Origin of the sequence: Nocardia sp. NPDC057668, assembly GCF_042799795.1 — a bacterium.
Lineage (GTDB): Bacteria > Actinomycetota > Actinomycetes > Mycobacteriales > Mycobacteriaceae > Nocardia.
On record NZ_JBHVIC010000006.1, the window covers coordinates 15159 to 28764 of the forward strand.

Sequence of the window (13606 nt, forward strand, 5' to 3'; positions counted from 1 at the left end):
AGCCGGCGCGTAACTGAAACCGCAGACATGAGGCTCCCTCATATTAATCGTGAAAGACTCTCATGGGTGTGGGTTCGATCACAATTCGGACTAGGAGCTGCCCCGGTCACCCCCCGATCGCCCACGGAGGACACGAGTGGTGGACCACCTTCACGTAGTGTGTGAGCGCGGTGCTTTCCGCACCTACCCGCGCATGAAAGAGGAGCTTGTGGCCCGCCGTCCCACCCCGCCCGGCACTCCCGAAACCACCGGACTCGGCCATGTCGCCGATCTCGTCCGCCACGCCATCCCGCCGCTGCACCCGGCCGGTCTGCCCTTCGTGGCGGCCCCGCTGGCGGTAGCCGTGCTGGGTTTCCGGCGTAAGTGGGTGCGCCGCACGGGTCTGTTCGCCGCCGCCGCGACCGCCACGTTCTTCCGGCACCCGCATCGTGTTCCGCCGAACCGGCCCGGTGTCGTGGTCGCGCCCGCCGACGGCGAGGTCGCACTGGTCGACACGGCCGTTCCCCCCGCGGAATTGAACCTCGGTGATCAGCCGCTGCCCCGGGTGAGCATCTTCCTGTCCGTGCTCGATGTGCACGTGCAGCGCGCGCCCATCGCCGGCAGCGTGGAGAACATCGTCTACAAGAAGGGCCAGTTCCTCTCGGCGGACCTGCCCGAGGCCAGCGATGCCAACGAGCGCAACAGCCTGGTGCTGGTGACCGAGGGCGGTCAGCGCCTGGCGGTCATCCAGATCGCCGGTCTGCTGGCGCGGCGCATCATCTGCGAGCCCAAGGTCGGCGACAAGCTCACCATCGGCGACACCTACGGTCTCATCCGGTTCGGTTCGCGCGTGGACACCTACTTCCCGGCCGGTACGAAACTGCTGGTGGTGCCGGGACAGCGGACCATCGGCGCGGAAACGGTGCTGGCCGAACTGGTTTCGTGATGGAACAACTCGCGCCTGCGCCGATCGAGCGCCGCCGCAATCGCACCGTGCGCCTGCTCCCGAGCATGGTGACCATTCTCGGGCTCTGCTCGGGACTGTCCGCGGTCAAGTTCGCCATGGAGAACAACCTCGCGTTCGCGCTGGCGCTGATCGGCGCGGCCGCGATCTTCGACATGCTGGACGGCCGCATCGCCCGCATGCTCGACGCGACCACCAAGATGGGCGCGGAGCTGGACTCGCTGTCCGACGCGATCGCCTTCGGCGTCGCGCCCGCGCTGGTGCTGTACGTGGCCTTCCTCGAGGCCGACAGCGTCGGCTGGATCGTCGCGCTCATGTTCGCGGTCTGCATGGTGCTGCGCCTGGCCCGGTTCAACACCCTGATGGACGACGACTCCCGGCCCGATTGGCAGCGGGAGTATTTCGTCGGTGTGCCCGCCCCCGCGGGCGCGCTGATCGCGCTGCTGCCCATCGCGCTGTCGGTGCAGTTCGGCGACGGCTGGTGGGACAGCTTCCCGGTGGTCGCGGTCTGGGTCGTGCTGACCGGCCTGCTGTGCGTGAGCACGCTGCCGACGCTGGCGATCAAGTCGGTGTCGGTGGCTCCGCGCACCGCGCCGCTGCTGCTGGTGCTGGTGGCCCTGGCCGCCGCGCTGCTGGTGACCTACCCGCTGATCCTGATGATGGCGCTGGTGGTGCTGTACCTCGGGCACATCCCGTTCGCCGTGCACTCCGCCCGCTGGGTGGCCGCGCGCCCGGAGACCTGGGATCACAAGCCCGCCGAACGCCGCGCGCAGCGCCGGGCACAGCGCCGCCGCCCGATCGCGAGCATGTCCTCGGCGCGCCTGCGCCTGCGCCGCCCCGGCGGAAAGTTGTAGTCCCGAACCCGTTCGGACGCCCACGGTTTCGTGCCCTGTGCAGGGCTCGAACCGTGGGCGTTCGGTTTTCCGGGGCCGACACCCGACGGTGGCGCGCATATTTCCAGCACAATGGGTGCCGTGCCCGAACTCGCGCTGACCGCCCGGCTCAATTCCGCGCCCACCGACTCCCGACGGGGCCTGGTCCGACTGCATCCGGAGGCGCTGGCCGCGCTGGGCCTGCGGGAGTGGGACGGCATCGCGCTGGTCGGGGCGCGGCGCACCGCGGCCGTGGTGGCGGTCGCGCCGGCCGGGACCGCGCCCGGCACCGCCCTGCTCGATGACGTGACACTGTCCAACGCGGGTGTGCGCGAGGACGCCACGGTGGTCGTCTCGCCCGTGACCGTCTACGGCGCCCGCCAGATCTCGGTGACGGGTTCGACGCTGGCGACCGCGAGCATCCCGGAGCCGACCCTGCGCCAGGCCCTGCTCGGCAAGGTGGTCACCGTCGGCGACACGGTCTCGCTGGCCCCGCGCGATCTGGGCCCGGGTACCAGCAATTCCGCTGCCACCCAAGCACTCTCGAAGCTGTTCGGTTATGCCTGGACCTCGGAGCTGCTGACCGTGACCGCCACCGATCCCGCCACCGGGCCGGTGAGCGTGCAGCCCAACAGCGCGGTGGTGTGGGGACCGGGTGTGGCGGCCACCGATTCCCCGCGCGCGCTCATGGGCGACGACCAGTCCCAGGCGCCCGACCGCCTCGATCGGCCCGCCGCCGGTCCGCGCGCGGCCTCCCCCGCGCCGGTGTCGGCGGTCGCGGTGGCGGATCTGGCGGGGGTGCAGGCCCAGGCCGCCAAGCTGACCGAATGGCTGAATCTGGCCCTGGACGAGCCGGAGCTGCTCCGGACGCTGGGCGCGTCCTCGCAGCTGGGTGTGCTGGTGACCGGCCCGGCCGGGGTCGGCAAGACCACGCTGGCGCGCGCGGTGACGGGTGCGCGGCGGCTGGTGGAACTGGACGGCCCCTCGGTCGGGGCGACCGAGAGCGGCACCCGGCTGCGCGAGGTCGGCATGGCGGTGAGCGAGATCTGTTCGGGCGCGGGCGGGGTGCTGCTCATCACCGACATCGACGCGCTGCTGCCGGCCGAGCCCGAACCGGTGGCCACCCTCATTCTCGATCAGCTGCGCGCGGCGGTGGCCGCGCCCGCGGTCGCGCTGCTGGCCACGACGGCGCATCCGGCCCGGGTCGACGCCCGGCTGCGGGCCCCGGATCTGTGCGATCGCGAGGTGTCGCTGCCGCTGCCGAACGCGGCGGTGCGCGCCGCGCTGCTGGAGCAGTTGCTGCGCCCGATTCCGGCGGGGGAGCTGAAGCCCGCGGAGATCGCCGCGCGCACACCCGGTTTCGTCGCCTCGGATCTGGCCGCGCTGGTGCGCGAGGCGGCGCTGCGGGCGGCCGCGCGGGCCAGCCGGGAGCAGTCCGAGCCGATGCTGCGGCAGGAGGATCTGACCGGGGCGCTGGAGGTCATCCGCCCGCTGTCGCGGTCCGGGACCGAGGAATTGGCCATCGGCAGTCTGGGTTTGGACGACGTCGGCGACATGGTGGAGACCAAGCAGGCGCTCACCGAGGCGGTGCTGTGGCCGCTGCGGCATCCCGATTCCTTCGCCCGGCTCGGCATCGAGCCGCCGCGCGGGGTGCTGCTGTACGGCCCGCCCGGCTGCGGCAAGACGTTCCTGGTGCGCGCGCTGGCCAGTACCGGTCAGTTGAGCGTGCACGTGGTCAAGGGCGCGGAGCTGATGGACAAGTGGGTCGGCTCCTCCGAGCGCGCGGTGCGGGAATTGTTCCAGCGCGCACGCGATTCCGCGCCGTCGCTGGTGTTCCTGGACGAGGTGGACGCACTCGCGCCGCGGCGCGGGCAGAGCAGTGATTCGGGGGTGACCGACCGTGTGGTGGCGGCGCTGCTGACCGAACTCGACGGGGTGGAGCCGCTGCGCGACGTGGTCGTGGTCGCCGCGACGAACCGCCCGGATCTCATCGATCCCGCGCTGACCCGGCCGGGCCGGCTGGAACGGCTGGTGTTCGTGCCGCCGCCCGATGCCGCGGCGCGGGCCGAAATCCTGCGCACGGCGGCCAAATCCGTGCCGCTGGCCGAGGAGGTCGATCTCAAGAAGCTGGCGGTGGAGCTGGAGGGCTACTCGGCGGCCGATTGCGCGGCGCTGTTGCGCGAGGCGGCGCTGTCGGCGATGCGCCGCGATGTGGACGCCTGCGATGTGACGGCCGCGGACATGGCCGCGGCGCGGGCGGCGGTGCGGCCGTCGCTGGATCCGGTTCAGGTGGAATCACTGCGCGCGTTCGCGGCGCAGCGGGCGGCCTCCGGTTAAATTCGCGAGGTGCCCGGAATAGCGGCCGAATTGTCTGCCGGTCGTGCGGGAATTCGGCCCGCGGGGTTATTCGCGGGGCCGGAGAATCCGATCGGCAAACTAAATAGTTGGGGCGAGTCGGACCGATCGGTACGCCGTGTCACGGTATTTTCTCCCAGGTGAGACCGTATCAGGTAGCCACCGAGACGATCACGGTATTGGTCGCCACCACGGTCGCCGGCCTTTCACTCGCATTGCCGATCGACTTCGGCTGGACGTCGGAGTCTTCGGCGTTGCAACTGGATTTGATGGCCTACAGCCTGCCCAGAGCGGTAGGCGCCGGGGTGTTGGTCGGCATGATCGCCGCGGTGCTCATCACCACGCTCGGCAGCATCGTCACCGCGTGGGGTACCGCCCTCGCGGGGCTGGTGGTGCTGACCGCGAATCACCTCTACGGGCAGGCCGGGGAAGTCACCGCCTCCCTGTCCACGATGAACTTCATCGATTCGCTCGCGGGTGGTCTGGTCCTGGGCGCGCTCGGTTCGGCGGTGCTGCATCATCGTCTGCCCGCGTACGGCTGGACCTTGGGCGTATTGATCAGCGTGCTGCTCGGTTCGGTGAATCCGATGCCTTTCGCGGGCGAGGTGCTGGGCCGGAACTTCCCCAGCGCCTGGGAATCGCTGGATATGCCGCCGCTGTGGATGATCGAGGTGGCGCTGGTGCTGGTCGCCATCGGCACCCTGGCCAATCGCAATCGCGAACCCGCCGAACGGCCTTCGATCGAACTGCCGCTGGCGCCGGTGCTGGCGGCCGTGGTGCTGGTGCTGGTCACCGTGGCGAGCGCGGAATGGCTGTCGCGGCACGGTGACTCCCTCGCCTCGGTCGGGCTGGCGGTGGTCACCACCATGACCACCGCCGTCATCGCGGCCATGCTGCTGCCCGGCCGGGACGGCGAGATCGTGCTGGCGGCGGTGGCATTGAGCGCGGTGGGCTCGGCGGCGCTGGCCGCCGAACTGCCCGGGTGGGCCATCCCGACCGCGGTCGCGGTCGCGGTGCTGGGCATGTGGTACGGCAGCCGCAAGGGTTCGCTCATGATCCTGCTGCTGCTCCTGGTGGTGCTGGGGATGTTCACCGCGATCACCGCGGGCAGCCATCGCGCGTTCTTCACCGTCGGCGGCACCCTGGCCCTGTCCTGGCTGGTCGGGTACGGACTGACCGCGGCGACACCGCGTTACGTGCCGAGCCGGGTGCTGGGCACGCTCGTGCTGTTCATCCCCTCGGCGGTGCTGGGCCTGCGCGACTATTCCGCGCGCGGTCACTACGCCATGCAGGATTCGAGTCAGGCGGTGGTGTGCACGGTGACCCCGCAGGACGCCTCGGTTCCGGCGTGGACCGGCGTGCTGGTCGCGATCGGCTGCATCGTCGGATTGCAGGTGCTGCGCCGCGGCCGCCCGCTCACCGAGAAGCCGGAGTCCGCCGAGGGCGCAGCGGTTTCCACCGACGAGGAGTGAGCCCGCGCGCCGATCAGGCGCGCACTGCCGCCGGCGCGGCGGCGGGGACGGGTGTCTCGGCGAACCAGGCGCGGTAGAACGCCCAGACGTACGCGCCGAACACCCCGAGGATCACGATGCCCGCGGACACCGGGTTCTCGGCGATCGGCACCGACAGGTAGCGGTAGGCGATCAGCAGGGCCGCGAACAGCGCCGCGCCGCCGCCGACCAGATTGATCCGGGTCCGGTCCCAGCCGCGTTCGGGCGCGCGCAGCGCCGATTCCACCGCGAGCAGCAGCACCGCGCCCGCCACCAGATCGGCGCCGTAGTGGTAGCCGAAGCCGAGGGTCGCGCCGAGGGTGGCCAGCAGCCAGAAGGTGCCGCCCCAGCGCAGCCAGTTCGGGGCGCGCGAACCGTCGGCGTCGCGGCGGGAGTGGATGAAGATCGACAGCGCCCAGGCGGTGTGCAGCGAGGGCATGCAGTTGCGCGGGGTGATGGTGTCGAAGGGCAGCGCGCCCGGCGTGAAGTCGATGGGCGGCACCACATTCGGCCAGTAGTCGCCGAGGGAGAAGGCCTTGCCGTCGACGCCGTACACGAACATGGGCCCGACGACGGGGAAGATCACGTACACGATCGGGCCGACGAGCCCGATCACCAGGAACGTGCGCACCAGGTAGTGCGAGGGCCAGACGCCGGTGCGCTGTACCCGGCGCAGCTGCCAGATGGTCACGATCATGGCGGCGACCGGAAGTTCGATGTAGACCCAGTGCAGTACCGCGTAGAGCACGGGACCGGCCCATTCCACGAACTGCCCGACCACCCAGGAGGGGTTGCCCAGCGCGTGGTCGACGAGCACCACGTGCTCGTCCAGCACGTCGGGTCCGGCGATCATGGTGAAGTACAGCCAGACCTCGGCGACCTTGCTGGACAACGTGAGCAGGATGCCCAGCGCCGCGGCGTGCAGGGCGTTGGCGCGCTCGACGCCGTGCCAGCGCCAGAACGCCAGCGCCACGATGGCGGTGAGCACGATCACAGGACCGTTGCCCAGGGCCAGCGGTCCGCCGGTGAGGGTGCGCACGGCCTGGTAGGCCAGATCGATGCCGAGGGCCGCGCCGAGCGCGATGCCGCGGCGGCGCCACGAGAGCCCGACCAGCGCGAGGCCGAGTCCGGCCCAGGGCACGGTCACCGAGCGCGGGGTGCCGACGTAGTCGTAGAGCAGGCTCTGCAGGGGGCCGACGAAATCGTTGCGGGATGCGACGACCTGAAGTGCGATGAGCAGCAACAGGATCGCGGTCAGGCCGACGACGATCCGGACACGCCTCGACGGCACCCACATCCGGCCCCCGCCCACCCCACCGCCCGATTCGGGGCGCGGATCGTCGAGCAACACCAAGCCATAGTAAACGTCGCATGAACGGTGCGTTCCATCTGCCCGGGTGCCCGGCGAACGTTCGCGACCGGCCGGGCCGCGAACGCCGGGTGGCGGATCCGGGCCGGGCCGCCGGGGTGGAGCGGCCGCTAGGTGTTCAGTTCCTTGACCAAGGAGTCGACGACCGCGACCAGATCGCCCTGGGCGGCCGCGGCCACCCGGCGCTGGCGCTGGTAGGAGGCCCCGCGCTTGGGAATGTCCGCGACCATGGCGAGTTCGTTCTCACAGCCGAGGCTCTTGGCGGTGGGTTCGAGCCGGTTGAGCAGTTCCATCAGGTCGTCGGTGACCAGGCGCTCGTTGCTCGCGGCGTCGGTGATGATGATCGCGTCCAGACCGTATCGGGCGGCGCGCCACTTGTTCTCCTGCACGTGCCACGGCGGAATGGTCGGCATGGTCTCGCCGGCTTCGACGCGGCGGTCGAGATCGACCACCAGGCAGTGGATCAGCGCGACCAGGGCCGCGAGTTCGGTGCGGCTCGGGGTGCCGTCGCAGACCCGGACCTCGATGGTGCCCCACTTGGGCGCGGGGCGGATGTCCCAGTGCATGCCGCCGATCTGTTCGAACACACCCGTTTTCATCTGGTCGTGTGCGAAACCCTCGAACTGGGACCAGTTTTCGAACTGGAACGGCAGTCCGGCGGTGGGCAACTGCTGGAACATGAGCGCGCGATTGCTGGCGTAGCCGGTGTCCACCCCCGCCCACATGGGCGAGGAGGCCGAGAGCGCGAGCAGATGCGGGTAGGACAGCAGCAGGCTGTTGAGGATCGGGAAGACCTTCTCCGGATGCGAGATCCCGACGTGCACGTGCACGCCCCAGATCAGCATCTGGCGGCCCCACCACTGGGTGCGCTCGATGAGTTCGTCGTAATGCGCACTGCGCGTGAGCTGTTGGGTCGACCACTGGGCGAACGGGTGGGTGCCCGCGCAGAACAGGTCCACGCCGAGTTCGTCGGCGGCCCGGCGCACCACGTCCATGGTGCCGGACAGCTCGTCGACGATCTCGCCCACGGTGTCGTGCTTGCCGGTGACGAGTTCGACGGTGTTCTTCAGCAGCTCCTTGGTGATCTGCGGATGACCGTCCCAGGCCCGCAGGTCACCGCAGGCCTCGAAAACCGCTGCGGCGGTGTTGGACAGATCACGCGTCTGCTTGTCGACGAGTGCGACTTCCCACTCCACGCCGAGCGTGGGCCGGGGCGAACTATTGAAGTGGACCTTCGAACTGCCTGCCCCGGCCATATCTCACCTTGCGTTATGCGATGACGCCGCAAGCGGCCCGTGCACCCGCGTCCCCGGTCGCCTGAGTCTCGGCGTCGGGTCCGGTGGCACCGCCGGGCTGCGTGTAGCGGCTCGGAATATTGCCGAAGTTGTCCGCGCTCGCGTGGATGATCAGGGCCTTGCCCTTGAGCTCCTCCAGCGTGACGGAATCGGTGGTGGTGGTCAGTTTCGCCGTGCCGTCCGACCGCACCGAGAGAGAGGTGAGGTCGCCGCTGGCGGGCTTGGCGTTCTGGTCACCGACCTGCAGGTGGCCGCCCGCGGAGAGGAAATCGCCCGCAGGGCCGCCGGTGGGCGCGACGGAGTTCGCCTCGCACTTGCCGATCTGGTGGAAGTGCACGCCGTGGAAACCGGGCTTGAGGCCGCGGGCCTCGACGGTGATCTCCAGGTGCCCGCCGACCTTGCCGATGGTGACGGTGCCGACGGCCTGGCCGTTGGAGTCCTTCAGCGTGGAGCTGACGGATTCGGTGGCAGGCGCGCCGCCGTGGTCACCGCCGCCGCCGTGTCCGCCGGTGTCGCCGGCGGGCGCGGGGGAACTGGTGAAGACCGGCGGGGTCGTCCCCTTGACGTCACTCGATTCCTGGCTGGCGGTGCAGCCTGCGAGAGCGAACGCCGCGACCGCGAGCACGGGGGTCACAGTCCGCCAGGACGGGCGACGAGTTGTGGACGGGGCCATCGGGGGAACTCCTTTACGAGTCCGAGTTTACGGAAAGCTGGGTGAACATGATTGCCACTCGGTCAAGATGATGCCAGAGGCGTGACCTCTGCCCGCGCAGGGGCTGGCCGGGTGTTCACTCGGTCGCCGTGCGCGCGTGCCGTCTCCCGCGAGAGCTGCTCAGTTGCCCGTGACGATGATGATGATTCCCGTGGGCGACGCCGACAAACCCGGAATGCGCGGTTCGGCGGTCGCGCCGATCTCGCTCGCGATGGCCAGCGCGGTGGCCTTCTCGGCGGGCGAACTCCCGTAGTACACCGTGGTATTGGGGATGGAACCGGCGCCGTAGTTGCCGGTCTCGGCGACGTTCCAGCCGCCCGCGGTGAGCTGGTTCGCGGTCTTGGCGGCCAGTCCGGCGACCATGCTGTTGTTGTAAACCCGTACGGGGATCGACTTGTCGACCGCGCCGCCCGCGGGCGCGGTGGTGGTGACCGGCGGCGGGGTGGTCACCGGCGCAGTGGTCTCCGGGGTGGTCGCCGGCGCCGGCGGCGTGATCGTGACCGGCGGCACCGCGGACGAAAGATTAGGCGCCACAGTGGCACTCGGCACGACCGTGGTGGTCTCGGGTGCGGCGTCGGTGGTCTCGGAGTCCGAACTCGACAACGACATCGCGCCCAGTCCGGCGAACACAATGGCCAGCGCGATCAGCACCATGGCCAGAGCCCGCAGCGGCGGACCGCCGGCCGGCGTATTCGGATTGCTCACGATGTGGAGCCTAATCGTTGGGGGCGCTCATCGCCGGTATCGGGCAAGCCTGTATCGGGACCGACCGTAGCGGCACCGCCTGCGCCGGCGGCGGTGAAATCCGAATCCCGGTTCACACCTGGAATCCGAGACGGCGTGCGGCTCTGGTCTTCTGGCGACTCGCGCGCAACCGCCGCAGTCGCTTCACCAGCATGGGGTCCGCGGCGATGGCCTCGGGCTTGTCGACGACCGCGTTCAGCACCTGGTAGTAGCGGGTGGGCGAGAGATCGAAGAGTTCGCGGATCGCTTCCTCTTTGGCCCCCGCGTACTTCCACCATTTGCGCTCGAAATCCAGGATGTCGAGCTCGCGTCGCGAGAGGCCGTGCGCGCCATCCGCTTCGGGGGCGATACCGCTGGCCGCGATGTCCGCGCTGACGGAAGGGCCTTCCCCGCTAGCGGAAATGTCCCGTGCCGCTGCGCTGTCCATAGTGCTCCCTCGCCGAGTGGTCACCAGACGAATATGGTGCTTGTACGTCGCCGCCCATTCAACCACGCGGCCGGGGGTTCCCAGCGCGTACTGCTCGGCGTGTTTCTGTGATTCAACCCCGGCGTGTCGCTCCCGGAATCGATCCGTCTGGTTTGCCGGAAAGCATCCCCCGAGCCACCGACAACAGGTCCCGAACGCGGCGCGGCAACCACCCAGTACTGTGTGTGACATGGCTATTCTCCCGATCGTCATCGTCGGCGACCCGGTTCTGCACAACCCGACCGAGAAGGTCACGCAGACCCCCGAGGAACTGGCCGAGCTGATCGCGGACATGTTCGACACCCTCGATGCCGCGCACGGCGTCGGCCTGGCCGCGAATCAGGTCGGGGTGCCGCTGCGACTGTTCGTCTACGACTGCCCCGACGAGGGCCCGGACGGGGCCATGGTGCGCCGCCGCGGCGTGGTCGTGAATCCGGTGCTGGAGACCTCCGAGATTCCCGAGACCATGCCCGATCCCGATGACGACGAGGAGGGCTGTCTCTCGGTACCGGGCAAGCAGTTCCCCACCGGCCGCGCCACCTGGGCCAAGGTCACCGGCACGGACGAGCGCGGTGAGCCGGTCGAGATCGAGGGCTCGGGTTTCTTCGCCCGCATGCTGCAGCACGAGGTCGGTCACCTCGACGGCTTCCTGTACGTCGACGTGCTCATCGGCCGTCATGCCCGCGCCGCCAAGAAAGTGATCAAGCGCGCGGGCTGGGGCAAGCCCGGCGACAGCTGGGTGCCTGGCACCGTGCCGGACCCCTTCGGGCATGACGACTGATTCCGGGCCGTCCGCCGGGGAGCATCCCGCCGACGCACCGCTGCCACCACTCGGACGCCGGGTGGTGGTGCGCTATCGGCTGCCCGAGGGGTACCCCCAGCCGCTCACCGATGTGATCGGCGAGCTGACCGCGACCGATCCGCTGACCGTGCGCACCGCCGACGGCCAGGTGGTCTCGGTCGCCCGGGACCGGGTCGTGGCCTGGAAGGAACTGGGCCCCAGGCCCATTCGGACGAGTGAGATCCGCGCACTGGAGGCCGCCGCCGCCGACGGCTGGCCCGGATCGCAGCGCGCCTGGATCGACGGCTGGCTGCTGCGCGGCGGGCAGGGCTACACCGCCCGCGCCAATTCCGCTGTGCCGCTGGGCAGTTCCGGTAATCCGGCGCTGGCTTCGGCGGAGACGCTGCACCGCATCGGCGAGTGGTACACCGCGCACGGGCTGCCGCTGCAACTGGTGCTGCCCGATCGGCTGGCCCCGGTGCCCCTGGACTGGCGGAGCTGGGGCGAGACGGTGGTGCTGGCCCTGGACATCGAGACGTTCGTGCTGCCGCCGGGCGTGCCCATGGTGCGCATCGCCGCCGAGCCCGACGGCGGCTGGCTCTCGGTGCACCGGCATCGCGGCGGGGACGCCGGCATCGGCAGGCCCCCGGTGGTGGAGGTGCTGACCGCGGTGCGCGACGGTGAATTGGGTTTCGCCACCCTGGGTCTGCCCACGCCCCTGGCCATCGGCCGGGCGGCGGTGACCACCGCCCCGGACGGGCGGCGCTGGGTCGGGCTGAGCTGCGTGGCGGTCGCGGACGGGCATCGCAGGCACGGGCTCGGTTCGCTGGTGTGCGCCGAGCTCATCCGGTGGGGTCATGCGCGGGGGGCGACCCACGCCTATGTTCAGGTGGCGGCGGAGAACACGGCCGGGCTGGCGCTGTACCGCGAGATGGGGTTCCTGGACCACCATCGCTACCGGTACGCCGCGCCCTGATCCCGGGCGCACTCCCCCGCCGGGCCGCGGCCCGGTGTGAACCGGCGTTTTCCGAAAGACACCCGTATCGAAAGGCTTTGCTGTGCGGCTCGCGACCTGGAACGTGAATTCGATTCGCTCCCGGCAGGATCGGGTGCTGGCCTGGCTCGATCGCAACGACATCGACGTGCTCGCCATGCAGGAGACCAAGTGCAAGGACGAGCAGTTCCCGTTCGAGGCGTTCGAGGCGGCCGGGTACGAGGTCGCGCACGTGGGGCACAGCCAGTGGAACGGGGTGGCGATCGCCTCGCGGATCGGGCTGGACGACGTGGAGATCAATTTCCCGGAGCAGCCCGGCTTCGACAAGGACGCGGGTGAGTCGCTGCTGAGCACGCCGGTCGTCGAGGCGCGGGCGCTCGGCGCGACCTGCGGCGGGGTGCGGGTGTGGAGCCTGTACGTGCCGAACGGGCGCGCCCTGGCCGATCCGCACTACGAGTACAAGCTGGAATGGCTGGCGGCGCTGCGTGCTTCGGGCGCGCGCTGGCTGGCGGAGCGGCCGGACGCGCAGATCGCGCTGGTCGGTGATTGGAACATCGCCCCGACCGATGCCGACGTGTGGTCGCCGGAGTTCTTCGAGGGCAAGACCCACACCTCCGCGCCGGAGCGGGCGGCGTTCGAGGCCATGGTCGAGACCGGCTACCGCGATGTCATGCGGCCGCTGCACCCGGGTCCCGGCATCTACACCTACTGGGATTACACCCAGCTGCGCTTCCCCCGCAAGGAGGGGATGCGCATCGATTTCATCCTCGGCTCCCCAGCCTTCGCCGCTCGCGTCACCGACGCGAACGTGGACCGCGAGGAGCGAAAGGGCAAGGGCGCCAGCGATCACGCGCCGGTCTTCGCCGACCTCGCGGACTGACACCACTCCGCATCAGACCGGACGCGCCTTGATCGCGTCGCGCGAGATGAACACGTCGTACGTCCCGTGCACCGCGATCACCGCATTGCCGTTGGCGGACTTGACGAACGGCCTGGTGTACCAGGTCTCGTCCTTCATGTCCTCGAAGAAGTCGCGGTCGCCGCCGTTGAGGAAGATGTGGTTCTGCTTGGTGGCGACGCCGTCCAGGCGCTGCCCGTACAGCCGGGTGACCTTGTAGCCGGCGTTGAAGCCCAGCGCGTTCACCCACGGCTCGAGTTCGACGATGTTGGCCTGCAGCACCCACATGTCGCCCTCGACTTGATATTTCAGCCGCTGCTCGTCGTGCTCCTTGTCCCCGAACAGGGTCAGATCGACGTCGAGCAGATGCTCCTGCCCGGCCACCGGTGTCACCACGATGTGCGCGGCCTTCACCTCCCCCGTGAGTCCGAGGAACATCTGCAGCAGCGTGGTGACCCAAAGGATCACCGCGGCAACGAGAAGCAGCGAGACCGCGCCCATGCCGCGCCCGAGCAGAACTCGGAACCCGACCTGGCGAGCCTTGACGAGCGCGGTACCGATGAGGGCGATCGCCGCGACGACGAGCACCAGCAGCAGGATCTGAATCCAGCCGAATGTCACGGGAAAGACCATGCGGTAGTTGTACCCCGTCAGCGGGGCCCAACACAGCTGGTCACCAACAGAAAC

13 protein-coding genes are annotated in these 13606 nt (G+C 69.8%); 7 read left to right on the forward strand and 6 right to left on the reverse strand.

What is annotated here, in order from left to right; all coding sequences use genetic code 11:
* Positions 1 to 208: 208 nt before the first annotated feature.
* The 4 genes from ACFVBH_RS30780 to ACFVBH_RS30795 all read left to right on the forward strand — a co-directional run bounded on the left by ACFVBH_RS30780 (position 209) and on the right by ACFVBH_RS30795 (position 5642).
* Entirely contained in the window at positions 209 to 925 is a 717-nt protein-coding gene (locus ACFVBH_RS30780) for a phosphatidylserine decarboxylase (RefSeq protein WP_379007814.1), read from the forward strand.
* Positions 925 to 1797 (forward strand): CDP-diacylglycerol--serine O-phosphatidyltransferase, encoded by an 873-nt coding sequence (pssA, locus tag ACFVBH_RS30785; protein WP_354988137.1) that lies wholly within the window; start codon positions 925 to 927, stop codon positions 1795 to 1797. The genes ACFVBH_RS30780 and pssA overlap by 1 nt, the downstream gene beginning before the upstream one ends.
* A 120-nt stretch (positions 1798 to 1917) precedes the next feature.
* Positions 1918 to 4152 carry an AAA family ATPase gene (locus tag ACFVBH_RS30790; protein WP_379007000.1) on the forward strand — a complete coding sequence of 745 codons (2235 nt, stop codon included), beginning with the start codon at positions 1918 to 1920 and terminating at the stop codon, positions 4150 to 4152.
* Positions 4153 to 4310: 158 nt separating this feature from the next.
* A complete protein-coding gene (locus ACFVBH_RS30795) occupies positions 4311 to 5642 on the forward strand; it encodes a hypothetical protein (protein ID WP_354988135.1) in 1332 nt (443 codons plus the stop codon).
* Between the two features lie 13 nt (positions 5643 to 5655).
* Here the strand turns inward: ACFVBH_RS30795 and ACFVBH_RS30800 are convergent, their stop codons facing one another.
* From ACFVBH_RS30800 to ACFVBH_RS30820, 5 genes are all read right to left on the reverse strand, one after another.
* Positions 5656 to 7011: a DUF5933 domain-containing protein gene (locus ACFVBH_RS30800; RefSeq protein WP_379007003.1), complete on the reverse strand. Its 1356-nt coding sequence runs from the start codon at positions 7009 to 7011 to the stop codon at positions 5656 to 5658.
* A 128-nt stretch (positions 7012 to 7139) separates the two neighbouring features.
* The gene (locus ACFVBH_RS30805) at positions 7140 to 8285 is read right to left on the reverse strand and encodes a glutamate--cysteine ligase (protein ID WP_354988134.1); all 1146 of its coding nucleotides are present in this window, start codon (positions 8283 to 8285) and stop codon (positions 7140 to 7142) included.
* Between the two features lie 13 nt (positions 8286 to 8298).
* A complete protein-coding gene (locus ACFVBH_RS30810; RefSeq protein WP_354988133.1) occupies positions 8299 to 8997 on the reverse strand; it encodes a superoxide dismutase family protein in 699 nt (232 codons plus the stop codon).
* 159 nt (positions 8998 to 9156) lie between these two features.
* Positions 9157 to 9741 carry a LytR C-terminal domain-containing protein gene (locus ACFVBH_RS30815; RefSeq protein ID WP_354988132.1) on the reverse strand — a complete coding sequence of 195 codons (585 nt, stop codon included), beginning with the start codon at positions 9739 to 9741 and terminating at the stop codon, positions 9157 to 9159.
* Between the two features lie 112 nt (positions 9742 to 9853).
* Complete coding sequence (locus ACFVBH_RS30820; protein ID WP_354988131.1) at positions 9854 to 10207, reverse strand: DUF3263 domain-containing protein; 354 nt, start codon at positions 10205 to 10207, stop codon at positions 9854 to 9856.
* Positions 10208 to 10436: 229 nt separating this feature from the next.
* Here ACFVBH_RS30820 and ACFVBH_RS30825 point away from each other — a divergent pair, with 229 nt between their 5' ends.
* The 3 genes from ACFVBH_RS30825 to ACFVBH_RS30835 all read left to right on the forward strand — a co-directional run bounded on the left by ACFVBH_RS30825 (position 10437) and on the right by ACFVBH_RS30835 (position 12901).
* Complete coding sequence (locus tag ACFVBH_RS30825; RefSeq protein ID WP_354988130.1) at positions 10437 to 11027, forward strand: peptide deformylase; 591 nt, start codon at positions 10437 to 10439, stop codon at positions 11025 to 11027.
* Entirely contained in the window at positions 11017 to 12003 is a 987-nt protein-coding gene (locus ACFVBH_RS30830) for a GNAT family N-acetyltransferase (protein WP_354988129.1), read from the forward strand. The genes ACFVBH_RS30825 and ACFVBH_RS30830 overlap by 11 nt, the downstream gene beginning before the upstream one ends.
* Before the next feature lie 82 nt (positions 12004 to 12085).
* Positions 12086 to 12901, forward strand: a complete 816-nt coding sequence (locus ACFVBH_RS30835; RefSeq protein WP_354988128.1) for an exodeoxyribonuclease III — start codon at positions 12086 to 12088, stop codon at positions 12899 to 12901.
* A 12-nt stretch (positions 12902 to 12913) separates the two neighbouring features.
* On the opposite strand, the gene ACFVBH_RS30840 is transcribed toward ACFVBH_RS30835, so the two are convergent.
* Positions 12914 to 13552 carry a hypothetical protein gene (locus ACFVBH_RS30840; RefSeq protein ID WP_379007010.1) on the reverse strand — a complete coding sequence of 213 codons (639 nt, stop codon included), beginning with the start codon at positions 13550 to 13552 and terminating at the stop codon, positions 12914 to 12916.
* Positions 13553 to 13606 lie beyond the last annotated feature (54 nt).